Raw genomic sequence first — 15,785 nt, forward strand, 5'->3', positions numbered from 1 at the left:
GCCGACCCGTGACCGGCGGGTCGTCCCTCCGCTCCGGGGTGAGCGCTGACGTAGGCTCCCCCCAGGGTCACCGGGTGGACGTAAGGGAGCGAGACACGATGCACGACCTCACCGTCGTGGGGCTCAGCGCGGACGGGGAGCGGCTCGTGCTCGTCTCCTCCGACGGCGAGGAGTTCGCGGTCGTCGTGGACGACCGCCTGCGCCAGTCCCTGCGCCCGTTCCCCACCCGCCCCCCGGCCGCCCCCGTCGCCCCCGGACGGACCCCGCGACGAGACCGTCAGTTGGAGACCACCATGGACAGCGTTCTGCGCCCCCGCGACATCCAGGCCCGCATCCGCGCCGGTGAGTCGCCCGAGACGGTCGCCGAGGCGGCCCGCACCACGGTGGACGGGATCATGGCCTTCGCCGGCCCCGTGCTGGCCGAGCGCCAGCACGTCGCGCAGCTGGCGCAGAAGGCGTCCGTGCGCCGCCGCAGCACCGAGGCCGGGGGCGCCCGGGTCCTCGGCGAGGCGGCCGAGACCTTCCTGGCCGCGCACGGCCTGCACGACGACGACCTCGAGTGGGACGCCTGGCGCCGCCCCGACGGCCGGTGGGCGCTGGTCGCGACCTTCGCCGTCGACGGCCGACCCGCCCGCGCCGAGTTCGTCCACGACCTGCCCGGCCGCTTCGTGGTGGCCGAGAACGACGACGCCCGGGTGCTCACCGGCGAGCACACCGCCGGCGCCCCGGACGCAGCCACCTCACCTGCGAGCCGGCGCCTGTCCTCGGTGCGCTTCGGCGGCGAGGAGGTCCCGCTGGGCGACGACGCCATCGAGCTGGTCCGCGACCCGGCCCGCACCACGCCGTCGCCGCAGGCGCCCGAGGACGACGCGGCGCACGCCGGGGACCCCGCTCAGGCCGTCGACGCCGGGGACCCCGACGAGCCCGACGAGCCCGGTGGCGACACCGAGACGGTCGCGCCCGGTGACACCAGCGTGCCCGGGGACCCGGGGGCTCCCGACGACACCGCCGCCCCCCACGACATGGACCCGCTCCCCTTCGACCCCGCGGCCGACACCGCCGACGCCGACTGGCTGGTCGCCGTCGACGCCCCGGCCGCACCGGCGGGCCCAGCCACCGAGCACGACGCCCACCTTGACGACCAGCCGGACGACCGGCCGGCCGCCCGGTCCGCCACCACCGAGCCGGCTGCCACGAGCGCCCCCGCGCCCGTCGAGGACGAGCAGGAGGTGCTGCCCGGGACCGAGACCGAGCCCGTCGAGCCGCCCGCCCAGCCCGCGCCGGCCCCCTCGCGCCGCAAGGCGCGCTCCTCGGTCCCGTCCTGGGACGAGATCATGTTCGGCGGCGGCAAGGGCGACTGAGCCCGCCCGGGAACACCCAGCCGCACCCGCTCCGGCCCGCCCGGGGCGTCCACCCTGTGGGCGATCCCACGCCTCGTCCGGGCGAGACCGAATGTTACCGACCGGTAATGTCGCGCAGCACGTGACCCCGTCCGCCCAGGGCGGTTCAATGGCACGTCAAACCTGCTGAGCGAGAACTACCCGAGAGCGGTGCATCGACCATGGCCTACTTCGTCACCGGCGCGACCGGCTTCATCGGTCGCTACCTCGTGCAGGAGATCCTCGACCACCGCGAGGGCGAGGTCTTCGTGCTCTGCCGCGAGGGCTCGCGCGGCCGGATGGAGGCGCTGGTCGAGCAGTGGGGCTCGGACCGGGTCACCCCCGTCATCGGCGACCTCGGCGAGCCCGGGCTCGGGGTGGACCCGGGCTGGGTGAAGGCCCACGTCGGCGACGTCGACCACTTCTTCCACCTCGCCGCGATCTACGACATGACCGCGACCGACGAGATGAACGACAAGCTCAACGTCGGCGGCACCCGCCACGCCGTCGAGCTCGCCGACCGCCTCGAGGTCGGCTGCTTCCACCAGGTCTCCTCGATCGCGGCGGCCGGCGACTACAAGGGCGTCTTCGACGAGACCATGTTCGACGAGGGGCAGCGGCTGCCCTCGCCGTACCACCGGACCAAGTTCGAGTCCGAGAAGATCGTCCGCGAGGAGAGCACCGTCCCGTGGCGGGTCTACCGCCCGGCCGTGGTCGTGGGCGACTCCGAGACCGGCGCCATGGACAAGATCGACGGGCCCTACTACTTCTTCGGCCTGCTCAAGCTGCTGCGCGACACCCTGCCCGGCTGGGTCCCGCTGGTCGGCGTGGACCTCGGTGACACCAACGTGGTGCCGGTCGACTACGTGGCCCGGGCGATGGACCACCTGGCCCACAAGCCCGGCCTGGACGGCCAGGCCTTCCACCTGGTCAACCCCGAGCCGCAGAGCACGGTCGGCTTGATCAACACCTTCGCCGCGGCCGCGAAGGCCCCGCAGTTCGCCGTGCCGATCGACCGCAGCGTGACCTCCAAGCTGCCCACGGCCGTCCTGCCGCGCGCGCTGCAGCCCGCGAACCTGCTCGGGGCGGCCCTGCGCACGGCCCCGGTCAACCTGGCCCTGCGCCAGACCATCGGCCGCATCGGCATCCCGCCGGAGGTCCTCGAGCACGTCTCCTTCCCCACCGTCTACGCCTCGCGCTCGACCGAGAAGGCGCTCAGCGGCTCCGGCATCTCGGTGCCCGACCTGGACTCCTACGCCTCGACGTTGTGGTCGTGGTGGGAGGAGATGCTCGACGACTCCATCAAGAACGACACCGCCGCCGTGCGCGCGCTGGCCAACAAGACCGTGGTCATCACCGGCGCCTCCTCCGGGATCGGCCTGGTCACGGCCGTGCAGATCGCGAAGGCCGGCGGTGTGCCGATCCTGGTGGCCCGCGGGGCAGAAAAGCTCGAGGCCACCCGCCGCCTGATCGAGAGCCAGGGCGGGACGGCGTACTCCTACCCGTGCGACCTCTCCGACCTCGACGCCATCGACACGCTCACCAAGCAGCTGTCGGAGGACTTCGAGCACATCGACTTCGTGGTCAACAACGCCGGTCGCTCGATCCGGCGCTCGCTGAAGCTCAGCGAGGAGCGCTTCCACGACTTCGAGCGCACCATGCAGCTCAACTACTTCGGCGCGATCCGGCTGATCATGGGGCTGCTGCCCACCATGCGCGCCCAGCAGTCCGGGCACGTCGTGAACATCTCCTCCATCGGGGTGCTGACCAACCCGCCGCGGTTCTCGGCGTACGTCGCCTCCAAGGCCGCGCTCGACGCCTGGAGCAACGTGGTCTCCAGCGAGCTGGTCGGCGACGGGATCTCCTTCACCAGCATCCACATGCCGCTGGTGCGCACGCCGATGATCGCCCCGACCAAGCTCTACGACCGGTTCCCCACCATCTCCCCCGGCCAGGCGGCGCAGAAGGTGATCACCGCCCTGGTCGAGCGCCCGCACGAGATCAACACGCTCACCGGCAGCCTGGGCGCGCTGGCGCACTACCTGGCCCCCAAGACGGCGTTCAAGGTGCTGCACCTGGCCTACCAGGTGTTCCCGGACTCCTCCGCCGCCAAGGGCCAGTCGGGCGGCGCCGGCAAGTCCGAGAGCGAGCAGCTGATGCTGGCCCGCCTGCTCAAGGGCGTGCACTGGTGAGCCGGTGCGGGTGAGCGGGCGCCGGTGAACCGGTGCTGATCCACCACGTCGCGACCGCGGCGGACTGGGCGCACGCCCAGGAGGTCGGCCGCTACACCACCTCCACCCGGGGCGCCTCGCTGGAGGATGTGGGGTTCCTGCACGCCGCGCGGGCCGACCAGGTCGACGGGGTGCTGGAGCGCTACTACGCCGACGTCACCGAGCCGCTGGTCCTGCTCGTCGTGGACACCGACCTGCTCGACGTGCCGTGGCGCGAGGACCCGGTCGGCGAGGACACCTTCCCCCACGTGATCGGCCCGCTCTCGCCCGCCGCGGTGGTCGAGGTGCGTCCGGTCGACCGCTGACCCGCGGCTACTCCCCGGTGGCCACCGGGCGGTCCGGGTCGGCCACCCACTCGCTCCACGAGCCGGGGTAGAGCACGCCGTCCAATCCCGCCGCCGCCAGCGCGAGCAGGTCGTGGGTCGCGGTGACCCCCGAGCCGCAGTAGACGCCGACGGTGTGGCCCGGGCGGCCCGCCGCGTCGGCGTACACTTCCCGCAGCCGGTCGGCGGGCAGGAACCGGCCGTCGGGCGCCAGGTTGGCGCCGGTCGGCACGTTCACCGCGCCCGGGACGTGGCCGGCCACGGGGTCGACGGGCTCGGTCTCGCCGCGGAAGCGCGCCGGGTCGCGGGCGTCGAGGAGCAGCCCGCCCTCGGCCACGCCCAGGACGTCCTCGGGCGCGAGCACGGGCAGGCTGCCGGGGCGCGCGGTGAAGTCACCGGGCTCGGGGCGCACGTCCTCGCCCGAGACCTCCTCCCCGGCCCCGGTCCAGGCGCCCCACCCGCCGTCCAGCACGCGTACGTCGGTGTGCCCGGCCCATCGCAGCAGCCACCAGCAGCGGGCCGCCGCGCGCCCCTGCCAGTCGTCGTAGACCACCACGGGGCGGTCGTCGCTCACGCCGGCCGCCCGCATGGCCGCCTCGAACGACGCGACGTCGGGCAGCGGGTGACGACCGCGCGCGCCAGGAGGGGCGGCCAGGTCCCGGTCCAGGTCGACGTACGCCGCTCCCGGCACGTGGCCGGCCGCGAACTGCCGCGCCCCGGGCGGACCTCCCATCCGGTAGCGGACGTCCAGGACGGTGGTCCCGACCAGGTCGGCGGCCAGCTCGGCGACGCCGATCAGCGGGGAGGGCACGGGCGTCTCGTCGAGCGTGGTCATGACCCGATCGTGCCCCAGACCCGGGTGACCCGGCTCGCGGCCCGCGCCGACCCCGCGTATCTTCATCCCCCGTGGCCGAACTCCAGTTCTTCACCGGCACCATGGACTCGGGCAAGAGCACGCTCGCCCTGCAGACCAACCACAACCACGCCGCCCGCGGCCGGGTGGGACGGATCTTCACCACCCACGACCGGGCCGGCCAGGCGCTGATCTCCTCGCGCCTGGGGCTGACCCACGACGCCATCGAGGTCGAGGAGGACTTCGACTTCTGGCGCTACGTGGTCGACCAGCTCACCCACGGCGCGCGGATCGACTACCTGATCTGCGACGAGGCCCAGTTCTACACCGGCCCGCAGGTCGAGCAGCTGGCCAAGATCGTCGACGAGCTCCAGCTCGACGTCTTCGCCTTCGGCATCCTCACCGACTTCCGCACCGAGCTCTTCGAGGGCTCGCGCCGGCTGGTCGAGCTCGCCGACCGGATGAACGTCCTCCAGGTCGAGGCGCTGTGCTGGTGCGGACGACGGGCCACCCACAACGCGCGCACGGTCGACGGCGAGATGGTGGTCGAGGGCGCGCAGGTGGTCGTGGGCGACGTCGAGGCCCACGAGCCGGCCCAGACGGCGTACGAGGTGCTCTGCCGCGCGCACCACCGGCGCCGGATGACCGCCGCCCGGGCGCGGGCGATCTCGATGATCGCCGAGCCGCTGCCCTTCGGCGGGTCCTGAGCGGCGCCCGGTCCCGCGGGTCTCAGCAGACCAGGACCGGGATGTGCATCTCCCGGGGCGTCAGCGAGCCGTGCAGGCCGACCAGCGTCATCTCGTAGGCGAAGTCGCGGGAGCTCATCAGGGCCCAGTCGTCGCGCGCGGCCACGACCACGTCACCCAGGCGCCGACGCACGTCGCCCTCCACCGGCCCGAACCAGCCCCGCTCGACGGCGGCCTCCCGGGTGAGCACCACCGCCTTGTCGCCCAGGGTCCCGGCCCAGGTCGCGGCCACGTCGTCGGCCGCGCCGGGGTGGCAGTAGACGTGGCGGAAGCGCGCCTCCCCGCCCAGCAGCGAGACCCCGTCGCGCAGCCCGGGCACGGAGTCGACGTCGACGTGCGTCGCGGGCGAGGAGTCGATCATGCCGTGGTCGGCCACGACGACCAGCCGCACCTCGTCGGGGAGCTCCTCGCGGAGCTCCTGGACGTCCTCGTCGATCTCGCGCAGCTGGCCGCGCCAGCGCTGGGAGTCCACGCCCGCGCGGTGGCCGTGCCAGTCCAGGTCGCCGTCGTAGACGTAGGTCACCGAGGGGCGCTGCCGCGAGGCCGCCACCGCGGCGGCGGTGCGCTCGGCGACGTCGTCGGCCCCGGCGTACGCCGCCCCGCGCTGGCCGCAGCGGGTCAGGCCGGAGCCGGCGAACTCGCGCCTGGAGACCACCGTGGTCCGCACGCCCGCGGCCTCGAGCCGGGCGAACGCGGTCGGGTGCGGCTGCCAGTCCAGCGGGTCCACGGGCCGGTCCCAGAACAGCGAGTTGAGCAGCTCGCCGGTCTGCGGCACCCGCGAGGTGAAGCCGACCAGGCCGTGCTGCCCCGGGGTGAGCGCGGTGCCCAGCGAGGTCAGCGAGGTGGCGGTGGTGCTGGGCACCCCGCAGGTCGCCGGCACGGCACCGCCGGCACCGAGCAGGTCGTGCAGGAACGGCGCCTGGGCCCGGTGCTCGGCCAGCAGGTCGTGGCCGAGGCCGTCCACCAGCACCACGACGTACGCCGGGGCCGGGGGCAGCGAGAGCGAGGTCGCGTGGAACCCGACCGGGACCCCGAGGGCGCCGGCCACGGCGGGCAGCACGTCGCCCAGGGTGGCGCGCGGGCCGGAGCCGGAGTAGTCGGGCTCGACGAAGCCCGCGGGGGCGCCCGGGCCAGGAGCCGGCGTCACGCGCTCAGCCCTGGGTGCGGGCCGAGAGCGACTCCGAGAAGGCCAGCAGGTCGTCGACCGCGCCCTGGCCGTCGGCCGCGGAGCTGACCCGCAGCGAGAAGTCGTCGCCGGCGAGCATGCCGGTGTAGCCGTGGTCGGCCTCGCACTCGGGGTCGGCGCAGCCGGCCGGCTCCAGGTCGATGCGGCTGACCCCGCCCCAGCCGACGGTCAGGACGGCCTCGATCGGGGCCGGCTCGCCACGACCGGCGAAGGTGGCCGGGTTGGCCACCATCCGGTTCACCACGACCGAGCGCACCGAGGAGAGCCGGATCGCCTCGGTCGAGGTCGAGGTGTAGGGCTCGGGGAGCAGGTCGTCGGGGGCGTGCTCGTCGGTGTGGCACAGGATCATCCGGGTCGCGGTCAGCACCACGACCGTGATGTGGCGACGCACCTCGTCGCGGTCGATGGTCGGCTCGTGGTGGACCAGGAACGACGCGACCTGCTCACCGGCGACGGCGGCCCGGACGCCGGCCGCGACGACCTGCGGGTAGTAGCCCGTCTGCTCGATGGTGGCGACGAGGTCGCCGAGCCGGTCGCGGGAGGTGTCACGGGAGGTCGCGGGACGCATGGGGGCAGTCTGTCACGCGGACGGGGTGCTCCCCCGATCACCCGGAGCAGCCCGGGCGGGCCCGACCTCGGCCCTGACCTCGGCTCCGACCTCAGCCGGGGACGGTGTCACCGGCGGGGGCGGTGAGGCGCCGCACGAACAGGTCGGACCGGGCGTCGGTGACCGGCGCCACCCGGCCGGCCGCGTGCAGGACCGTGACCCCGGCGGCCGAGGCGTGGACCAGCTCGAGGTCGATCTGGAGCAGCTGGGGCAGGTCGATCTTGAGCTGGGCGACCCGGCGCATCAGGTCCTCGACCGCCGCGACGTCGACCTGCTCGCTGCCGCGGTAGCCGAACAGCAGCGGTGCGGCCTTGATCGACCGGACGGTCTCGGAGGCGTCCAGCGCGCTGATCGGGGGGATCCGGTAGGCGCGGTCGCCGACGAGGTCGGTCAGCGCCCCGGAGATGCCGAAGGAGACCGCGGGGCCGAACAGCGGGTCCTCGAGCCCGGCGATGGCCACGGGCACCCCGGGCGCCGCGGTGCGCTGCACGACGAACTCGGCCTCGGAGGCGTCGGAGATGCTGGTCTGGAGCGACTCCCAGGCGTCGCGCATGTCCTCGGGGTCGTCGATGTTGCGCCAAACGTGGGCGAGGTCCGGACGCTGGCGCAGCCGCTCGGCGGTCGCCTTGAGCACGACGTCCCAGCCCAGGCGCTCGCCCGCGGCGACGGCCTCGTCGAGGTCGGCGACGTGCACGCGCTCCCACAGGTCGACGCCGTAGTGGCCGAGCAGCTGCTGCAGCTCGGCGTCGTCGAGCTCGCGACCCTCCGGGGAGTGCATCAGGACCTCGTTGACCTGGCGGGTCGCGGCGTCCACGTCGACCCCGTCCAGCACGCTCGGGGCGTCGTCGTGGCGCTTGAGCCACGCGGCGTACTCCACGACGCGGGCCAGGGCGCGCACGGCTGCCTCGACGGCGGGGTAGGACGGCACCGAGCCGCGACCGGCGGTGTGGCCGGACAGGTCGGGCACGCGGAGCAGCTCCGGGACGCCCTCGCGCCCCAGGAAGGTCGAGACCAGCGGCTTGTCGGACTGCTCGCCGACGGCGGCCAGGACGTTGGCGACCTCCTCGCCGCCGGCGTCCAGCGGCGGGATGTAGACCGCGACGACCGCGTCGACGTGGTCGTCGTCGATGGCCGCGTCCAGCGCGTCCTCGAAGTCCTCGGCCGTGGCCTCGGCCCCGAGCGCGGTGGCGCTGGTGACGGTCAGGCCGCTGGCGGCGGCGGCGTCGACGGCGAGCAGGCCGAGGGCGTCGGAGTTGCCGACGATCGCCACCCGTCCGCCCGAGGGCAGCGGCTGGTGGGCCAGCAGCTGGGCGACGTCGAACATCTCCTCGAGCGTGTCCACCTGGAGGATCCCGGCCTGGCGGAACATCGCGTCCACCGCCTCGGGCGGCGCCGCGATCTGACGTACGGCGTGCCCCATCGGCACGCCCTGGGTGGTGCGGCCCGAGCGGACCGCCACGATCGGCTTGGAGCGCGAGACCCGCCGGGCGATCCGGGAGAACTTGCGCGGGTTCCCGATGGACTCCAGGTAGAGCAGGATCACCTCGGTGGCCTCGTCCTCCTCCCAGTACTGCAGCAGGTCGTTGCCCGAGACGTCGGCGCGGTTGCCGGCGCTGACGAAGGTCGACAGGCCCAGCCCGCGCCCGCGGACCTTCTCCAGGATCGCGGTGCCGAGGGCACCGGACTGGCAGAAGAAGCCGGCCCGTCCGCGCGGCGGCATCAGCGGGGCCAGGGAGGCGTTGAGCGAGACGTCGGAGGCGGTGTTGATCACGCCCAGGCAGTTGGGGCCGATCAGCCGCAGGCCGTAGGAGCGCGCCAGCCCGACCAGCTTGCGCTGGCGCTTGCGGCCCTCCTCGCCGGTCTCGGCGAAGCCGCTGGAGATCACGATCAGGCCGTGCACGCCCTTGGCGGCGCAGTCGAGCACGACGTCCTGCACCTTGTCGGCCGGCACCGCGACGATCGCGACGTCGACGTCACCGGGGATCTCCCCCACCGAGCCGTACGCCGGCATGCCGGCCACCGCGTCGGCGGCCGGGTTCACGACGTACACCCGGCCCGCGTAGTCACCGAGCACCAGGTTGCGCACCAGCACCGACCCGATCGTGTCGCTGCGGCGCGAGGCCCCGATCACCGCGACGCTGCGGGCGTTGAGGAAGGCCGCGATCGAGGCCGCCTCGGAGCGGTGCTCGCGGGCCGCGATCACCCCCATCGAGGTCTCGGTCGGGTCGATGTCGAACTCCAGGTGCATCACCCCGTCGTCCCACCCGCCCTTGACGACGTACCCCTGCTCGCGGAAGACCTGGATCATCCGGCGGTTGTCCGGCAGCACCTCGGCCACGAAGCGGTCGACACCGCGCTCGCGGCCGGCCTGGGCCAGGTGCTCCAGCAGCAGCTGGCCGGCGCCGCGGCCCTGGTGGGCGTCCTGGACCAGGAAGGCGACCTCGGCCAGGCCCTTGCTGACGACGTCGTAGCGGCCCACGGCGATGATCTTCTGCGCGACGGTGAGCACCAGCGCCACCCGGTCGCGGTGGTCGACGTTGGTGAACCGCTCCACGTCGCGAGCCGAGAGCTGCGGCATCGGGGCGAAGAAGCGGAAGTACTTCGACTGGTCCGAGACCAGGGCGTAGAAGTCGACCAGGTTCTCGGCGTCCTCGGGCAAGATCGGCCGCAGGTGGGCGGTCCGACCGTCGCGCAGGAGGACGTCGGCCTCCCAGTGCTCGGGGTAGTCCCGAGGGGCGACGGCGGGGTCCGTGTCCTGTGCGGTCACGGCTGAAATGTACCGTCCGGCGGCGAACGGCGTGCCCGTCGCACGAAGCCGGAGGCGCGCAGGAGAGAATCCCGCCCATGGCCCGACGCAGCGCACCGCCGCCCCCCGAGGACTTCGAGGAGCACATCGTCGACATCGACGTCGGCGACGAGATGCGCACCAGCTTCCTGGAGTACGCCTACTCGGTCATCTACTCCCGCGCCCTGCCCGACGCCCGCGACGGCCTCAAGCCCGTGCAGCGCCGGATCCTCTACGCGATGCACGACATGAACCTGCGTCCCGACCGCGGGCACGTGAAGTCCTCCCGCGTCGTGGGTGAGGTCATGGGCCGGTTCCACCCCCACGGCGACGGCGCGATCTACGACGCCCTGGTGCGGATGTCGCAGTCCTTCGCGATGCGGCTGCCCACCGTCGACGGCCACGGCAACTTCGGCTCCCCCGACGACCCTCCGGCCGCGATGCGCTACACCGAGGCCCGGATGGCCCCGGCCGCCGTCGCGATGACGGCGAGCATCGACGAGGACACCGTCGACTTCCGGCCCAACTACGACGGGCGCGAGCTCGAGCCCTCGGTCCTCCCGGCCGCGATCCCCCACCTCGTGGTCAACGGCGCCGCCGGGATCGCGGTGGGGATGGCCACCAACCTGGCCCCGCACAACCTCGTCGAGGTCGTCCAGGCGCTGCGCCACCTGGTCAAGAACCCCGACGCCGACCTCGACGCGCTGATGCGCTTCGTGCCGGGCCCCGACCTGCCCGGCGGCGGCAAGATCATCGGCCTCGACGGCATCCGCGACGCCTACGAGACCGGCCGCGGCAGCTTCCGGATGCGCGCGACGACCCGCATCGAGAGCGTCACCGCGCGCCGCAAGGGCATCGTGGTCACCGAGCTGCCGTACGCCGTGGGCACCGAGCGGGTGATCGCCGCGATCAAGAAGCTGGTGCTGGCCAAGAAGCTCCAGGGCATCGCCGACGTCAAGGACCTCACCGACCGCAGCAAGGGCCTGCAGCTGGTGATCGAGGTCAAGAACGGGTTCCACCCCGAGGCGCTCCTGGAGCAGCTGTACAAGAGCACCCCGCTGGAGGAGTCCTTCGCGATCAACGCCGTCGCCCTGGTCGACGGGCAGCCCCGCACCCTGGGGCTGAAGGAGATGCTCGAGGTCTTCCTGGCCCACCGCTTCGAGGTCGTGCGCCGTCGCTCGACCTTCCGCCGCGGCAAGGCCGCCGACCGGCTGCACCTGGTGGAGGGCCTGCTCACCGCGATCCTCGACATCGACGAGGTGATCGCGCTGATCCGCTCCAGCGACAACGCCGAGCAGGCCCGCGGACGCCTGGTCGCCGTCTTCGACCTCAGCGAGGTGCAGGCGACGTACATCCTGGACATGCCGCTGCGGCGCCTGACCCGCTTCTCCAAGCTCGAGCTCGACCAGGAGGCCGAGGAGCTCCGGGCCACCATCGCCGCGCTGGAGGAGATCCTGGGCGACGACCAGAAGCTGCGCGAGGTCGTGTCGACCGAGCTCGCCGAGGTCTCGAAGACCTACGGAACACCGCGCCGCACCGTCCTCCTGGAGTCCTCGGGCCAGACGGCCAAGGCCTCCGCGACGCCGCTGGAGGTCGCCGACGACCCCTGCTACGTGCTGCTCTCCTCCTCGGGCCTGCTGGCGCGCACCACCTCGCGCGAGCCCGTGGGCGACGAGGGCGGCCGGGCCCGGCACGACGTCGTGGTCTCCGCCGTGCCGGCCACCGCGCGCGGCGAGGTCGGCGTGCTGACCTCGGCCGGCCGGCTGGTCAAGCTCCCGGTCCTCGACCTGCCCACGCTGCCCAGCACCGCCCACCACCCCCACCTCCAGGGGGGCGCCCCCGTCGGGGAGTTCGTCGCCCTCGACGGCGAGCGGGCGCTGGGCCTGACCAGCCTCGACCCCGACTCCGTGGGCCTGGCCCTGGGCACCCGCCAGGGCGTGGTCAAGCGGGTGACGCCCGAGCACCCGAGCAACAAGGACGAGTGGGACGTCATCGCGCTCAAGGACGGCGACGAGGTCGTCGGGGCCGTCGAGCTGCGCACCGGCGACGAGCACCTGTGCTTCGTCACCAGCGACGCCCAGCTGCTCCACTTCGCGGCCTCCGGCGTGCGCCCCCAGGGACGGGCCGGCGGCGGCATCGCGGGCGTCAAGCTGGGCCCCGCGGCCCGCGTGGTCTCCTTCACCGCCCTCGACCCCACCACCGCCGTCGCCGTGACGGTCTCGGGGGCGTCCAGCGCCCTGCCCGGCACCGAGACCGGCTCGGTCAAGGTCACGCCGTTCACGGAGTACCCCGCCAAGGGGCGCGCGACCGGCGGCGTGCGCTGCCACCGGTTCCTGCGCGGGGAGGACCGGCTGGTCCTCGCCTGGGCCGGCCCGGCGCCGGCGCTGGCCGCCGCCGACAGCGGCACCCCGGTCGAGCTGCCCGAGCCCGTGGCGCGCCGCGACGGGTCCGGCGTCCCGGGCAGCCAGCCGGTGGTGGCGGTCGCCGCCCCGGTGGCCGTCCTGCTGGGAGCGGCGACCACCTCACCCGACGACGCGCCCGACGACGCCGCAGACGCGGCCCCGGGCGTGGACCCCGACGTGGCAGGCTGAGGCCATGCCTCCCCGTCCCCACCTGCTCCCGTCGCGCTCCACGCGCGGCCCCTCCGCGGCGGTCCTCGCCGCGCTGGTCGCCTGTCTGCTGGTCCTGGCCGGGTGCGGCGGGTCGGCGACGAAGGACGCCGGGCCCAGCCCGGCCGCGGTGATGGCCAAGGCCAAGAAGCAGTTCGACGCCGCCCGCAGCGTCCAGGTGGCGCTGTCGACGACCTCGGTGCCCACGAGCGGCAACGGCGTCCTGGCGGCCACCGGCACCGTCACCCGCGCCCCGGCCTTCCAGGGTGACGTCAAGGTGGTCCTCAGCGGCTTGACCGCGACCGTCCCGATCACCTCGGTCGGCGGCAAGGTCTACGCCCGGCTCCCGCTGCAGACCAAGTTCTCCGTGATCGACCCCAAGGAGTACGGCGCCCCCGACCCCGCGCAGTTCGCCGACAGCAAGGTCGGGCTCTCCTCGCTGCTGACCAAGATCCAAGGCCTGGCCCGGGGCAAGCAGGTCCGCAGCGCCGGCTCGGTGCTGACCACCTACACCGGGCAGCTCCCGGGGTCGGCGGTGAAGCAGATCATCCCCAGCGCCGACGCGGGCCAGAAGTACGCCACCGTCGTCGGCGTCGACTCCTCGGGCCACGCCCAGACGGTCAAGATCACCGGCCCGTTCTTCTCGGGCGGCGGCGACGTCACCTACAACGCCACGTTCAGCGGCTACGACAAGCCGGTGACCGTCACCGCTCCCGCCGCCGGCTGAGCCGGCCGCACCGCATGGAGCGCCCCCCGGCCGCGAGCCGGGTCCTGCTGGGACTGGCGGCGGTCGCCGTCGCCTTCGCCGCCGCCGACACCTACGTGGTGGTGCTCTCGCTGCCCGACATGATGGGCTCGGTCGGCCTCGGGGTCGACCAGCTCCAGCGCGCCGCCCCGATCCTGAGCGGCTTCCTGCTGGGGTACGTCGCGATGCTCCCGCTGGTCGGCCGGGTCGCCGACGTGCGGGGTCGCACGCCCGTGCTGGTCGCGGCGCTGCTGGTCTTCGCGTTCGGCTCGCTGGTCACCGCCGCGGCGTACGATCTGGGGTCGCTGGTGACCGGGCGCTTCCTCCAGGGCGTCGGCGGCGGCGGCCTGGTCCCGGTGACGCTCGCGCTGGTGGCCGACCTCTACCCCGCCGAGCGGCGCGGGGTGCCGCTGGGGATCGTGGGGGCCGTGCAGGAGCTGGGCAGCGTCCTGGGCCCCCTGTACGGCGCCGTCGTGCTCGCGGTCGGCACCTGGCGCGACATCTTCTGGATCAACCTGGCCGCCGGGCTGGTCCTGGCCGCCGCCGTGGCCGCCCTGGCCCGGCGGGCCGGGCCGGACGGCGGACCGGGCCACGAGCGGGTCCACCGACCCCGGCGGGCCCAACCCGACGTCGTGGGGATCCTGCTGCTGGTCCTGGCGCTGACCCTGCTGCTGCTGGTGATGCGCCAGCCCGACTCCCTGGTCACCTCGGTCGCGTGGGGCGGCCCGTTCGTGCCGTTCTCGACCGGCGGCTCGGTGTGGGCCTCCCCCCTGGGCCTGGCCACGGTCGTCGCGGCGGCCGCCCTCGTGGCCTGGCTGCTGGTGGCCCCGCGGGCCGTGGCCCCGCGCCCGCTGGTCGACCTGCGCGGCTGGTGGGGCTCGGTCCGCGAGGCCGACGTCGTCGGCGCCGGGCTGCTCGCCGTGGCGCTGGGCGGGGTGATCCTGGCCTTCGCCACCGCCGACCCCGCGGTGCAGGTGCTCTCCGAGGCGGGCCCCTGGTACCTCGCCCTGGCGCTGGTCGGCGCGGTCGCCTTCGTCGTGCACTCCCGACGGGTCGCCGAGCCGCTGGTCCCCCGGGGCTCCCTGGCGAGCCGGTCGGCGTGGGGGTCGCTCCTGGTGAGCTTCTTCGTCGGGGCGGCGCTGATCGCGGCGCTCGTGGACGTGCCGATCCTGGCCCGGATCACGGTCGCCGACGGGTCGCAGCTGAAGTCGGCCCTCGTGCTCGTCGAGCTGCTGGTGGCCCTGCCCGTCGGCGCGCTCCTCGGCGGCTGGCTCGTGCGCCGGGCCCCCGCCGGGGTGATCACGGCGGCCGGCACCTGGCTCGCCGCGGCCGGGTTCGCCGTCATGTCCGGGTGGGGTCCCGACTCCCTGGCCCACCTCAGCAGCTCGGCGGTGCTGGCCGGCACCGGCCTGGGCTTCGGCCTCGCGCTCGCCCCCGTCAACGCGGCCCTGCTCGCGGGCACCGAGGACCGCGTCCACGGCGTCACCAGCGCCCTGCTCGTCGTGGCGCGGATGGTCGGCATGCTGATCGGGGTCTCGGCACTCACCACGATCGGGCTGCGCCGCTACTACGCCGTCCAGACCGACCTGCCCAGCGCGACCAGCGTGTGCGGGGGCAGCAGCACCCGGTGCCCGGCGTACACCCGTCTGGTGGAGCTGGCCGGCATCGAGCAGCTCCAGGCGATCTTCCTGGGTGCCTGCGGGTGCGCGATCGTCGCCGGTCTGCTCGCGCTGGTGTGCTTCCGCGGCGCGCAGACCCGCGCCGCGACCGGGGCAGGGGCCGCGGTGGCGACCCCGGTGCCACCGGCCTAACATCCCGCCATGGCCTCCGACTTCGACGACCTGCTGTCCGCTAACCGCACCTTCGCCGAGACCTTCGACGGCGCCGGCTTCGACGGCGTCGCGCGCGCCGGCGTCGCGCTGGTGACCTGCATGGACTCCCGGATCGACCCGCTGCGCATGCTCGGGCTGTCGCCCGGCGACGCCAAGATCTTCCGCAACCCCGGCGGCCGCGTGACCCCTCAGGCCCTGGAGGCCCTCGTGCTGGGCGTGCACCTGCTGCGGGTCGAGCGGATCCTGATCGCGCCGCACACGCGCTGCGCGATGGCCTCCTCGACCCTGGAGGAGCTGCGCGAGCGGGTCTCGGCCTCGGCCGGCCAGGACGCCTCGTGGCAGACCTTCGGCGTGGTCACCGACCAGGAGGCCGCGCTCCTCGACGACGTCCACAAGGTGCGCTCCCACCCGTTGATCCCCGACTCGGTCAAGGTCGGCGGGTTCATCTACGACGTCGACACCGGCCTGCTCGACCAGCGCGTCTGAGGT

At 74.0% G+C, this 15,785-nt stretch carries 12 protein-coding genes; 8 read left to right on the forward strand and 4 right to left on the reverse strand.

What is annotated here, in order from left to right:
* Positions 1-98: 98 nt before the first annotated feature.
* The 3 genes from sepH (at position 99) to ACYVDA_RS16780 (ending at position 3,915) form a co-directional block, all read left to right on the forward strand.
* Positions 99-1,361 carry a septation protein SepH gene (gene sepH, locus ACYVDA_RS16770; protein WP_460819585.1) on the forward strand — a complete coding sequence of 421 codons (1,263 nt, stop codon included), beginning with the start codon at positions 99-101 and terminating at the stop codon, positions 1,359-1,361.
* A 200-nt stretch (positions 1,362-1,561) separates the two neighbouring features.
* The gene (locus tag ACYVDA_RS16775; protein WP_460819586.1) at positions 1,562-3,571 is read left to right on the forward strand and encodes an SDR family oxidoreductase; all 2,010 of its coding nucleotides are present in this window, start codon (positions 1,562-1,564) and stop codon (positions 3,569-3,571) included.
* Between the two features lie 32 nt (positions 3,572-3,603).
* Positions 3,604-3,915 (forward strand): DUF952 domain-containing protein, encoded by a 312-nt coding sequence (locus ACYVDA_RS16780; protein WP_460819587.1) that lies wholly within the window; start codon positions 3,604-3,606, stop codon positions 3,913-3,915.
* Between the two features lie 7 nt (positions 3,916-3,922).
* Here the strand turns inward: ACYVDA_RS16780 and ACYVDA_RS16785 are convergent, their stop codons facing one another.
* The gene (locus ACYVDA_RS16785) at positions 3,923-4,768 is read right to left on the reverse strand and encodes a sulfurtransferase (protein ID WP_460819588.1); all 846 of its coding nucleotides are present in this window, start codon (positions 4,766-4,768) and stop codon (positions 3,923-3,925) included.
* A 71-nt stretch (positions 4,769-4,839) separates the two neighbouring features.
* Between ACYVDA_RS16785 and ACYVDA_RS16790 the strand changes: the two genes are divergently transcribed.
* Positions 4,840-5,493 (forward strand): thymidine kinase, encoded by a 654-nt coding sequence (locus tag ACYVDA_RS16790; RefSeq protein WP_460819589.1) that lies wholly within the window; start codon positions 4,840-4,842, stop codon positions 5,491-5,493.
* A 22-nt stretch (positions 5,494-5,515) separates the two neighbouring features.
* On the opposite strand, the gene ACYVDA_RS16795 is transcribed toward ACYVDA_RS16790, so the two are convergent.
* The 3 genes from ACYVDA_RS16795 to ACYVDA_RS16805 form a co-directional block, all read right to left on the reverse strand.
* A complete protein-coding gene (locus tag ACYVDA_RS16795; protein ID WP_460819590.1) occupies positions 5,516-6,679 on the reverse strand; it encodes an alkaline phosphatase family protein in 1,164 nt (387 codons plus the stop codon).
* Positions 6,680-6,683: 4 nt separating this feature from the next.
* Positions 6,684-7,286, reverse strand: a complete 603-nt coding sequence (locus tag ACYVDA_RS16800; protein WP_460819591.1) for a DUF5998 family protein — start codon at positions 7,284-7,286, stop codon at positions 6,684-6,686.
* A gap of 91 nt (positions 7,287-7,377) precedes the next feature.
* Complete coding sequence (locus tag ACYVDA_RS16805) at positions 7,378-10,092, reverse strand: bifunctional acetate--CoA ligase family protein/GNAT family N-acetyltransferase (RefSeq protein ID WP_460819592.1); 2,715 nt, start codon at positions 10,090-10,092, stop codon at positions 7,378-7,380.
* A 77-nt stretch (positions 10,093-10,169) separates the two neighbouring features.
* Between ACYVDA_RS16805 and ACYVDA_RS16810 the strand changes: the two genes are divergently transcribed.
* From ACYVDA_RS16810 to ACYVDA_RS16825, 4 genes are read left to right on the forward strand one after another with little or no spacing between them, the layout of a single operon-like run.
* Entirely contained in the window at positions 10,170-12,701 is a 2,532-nt protein-coding gene (locus ACYVDA_RS16810) for a DNA gyrase/topoisomerase IV subunit A (protein WP_460819593.1), read from the forward strand.
* A 4-nt stretch (positions 12,702-12,705) separates the two neighbouring features.
* A complete protein-coding gene (locus ACYVDA_RS16815) occupies positions 12,706-13,446 on the forward strand; it encodes an LppX_LprAFG lipoprotein (protein ID WP_460819594.1) in 741 nt (246 codons plus the stop codon).
* A 14-nt stretch (positions 13,447-13,460) separates the two neighbouring features.
* Positions 13,461-15,275, forward strand: a complete 1,815-nt coding sequence (locus tag ACYVDA_RS16820) for an MFS transporter (protein ID WP_460819595.1) — start codon at positions 13,461-13,463, stop codon at positions 15,273-15,275.
* Between the two features lie 9 nt (positions 15,276-15,284).
* Positions 15,285-15,782: a beta-class carbonic anhydrase gene (locus ACYVDA_RS16825; protein ID WP_460819596.1), complete on the forward strand. Its 498-nt coding sequence runs from the start codon at positions 15,285-15,287 to the stop codon at positions 15,780-15,782.
* The last annotated feature ends 3 nt before the right edge of the window (positions 15,783-15,785 follow it).

This window comes from Nocardioides korecus (assembly GCF_054778395.1).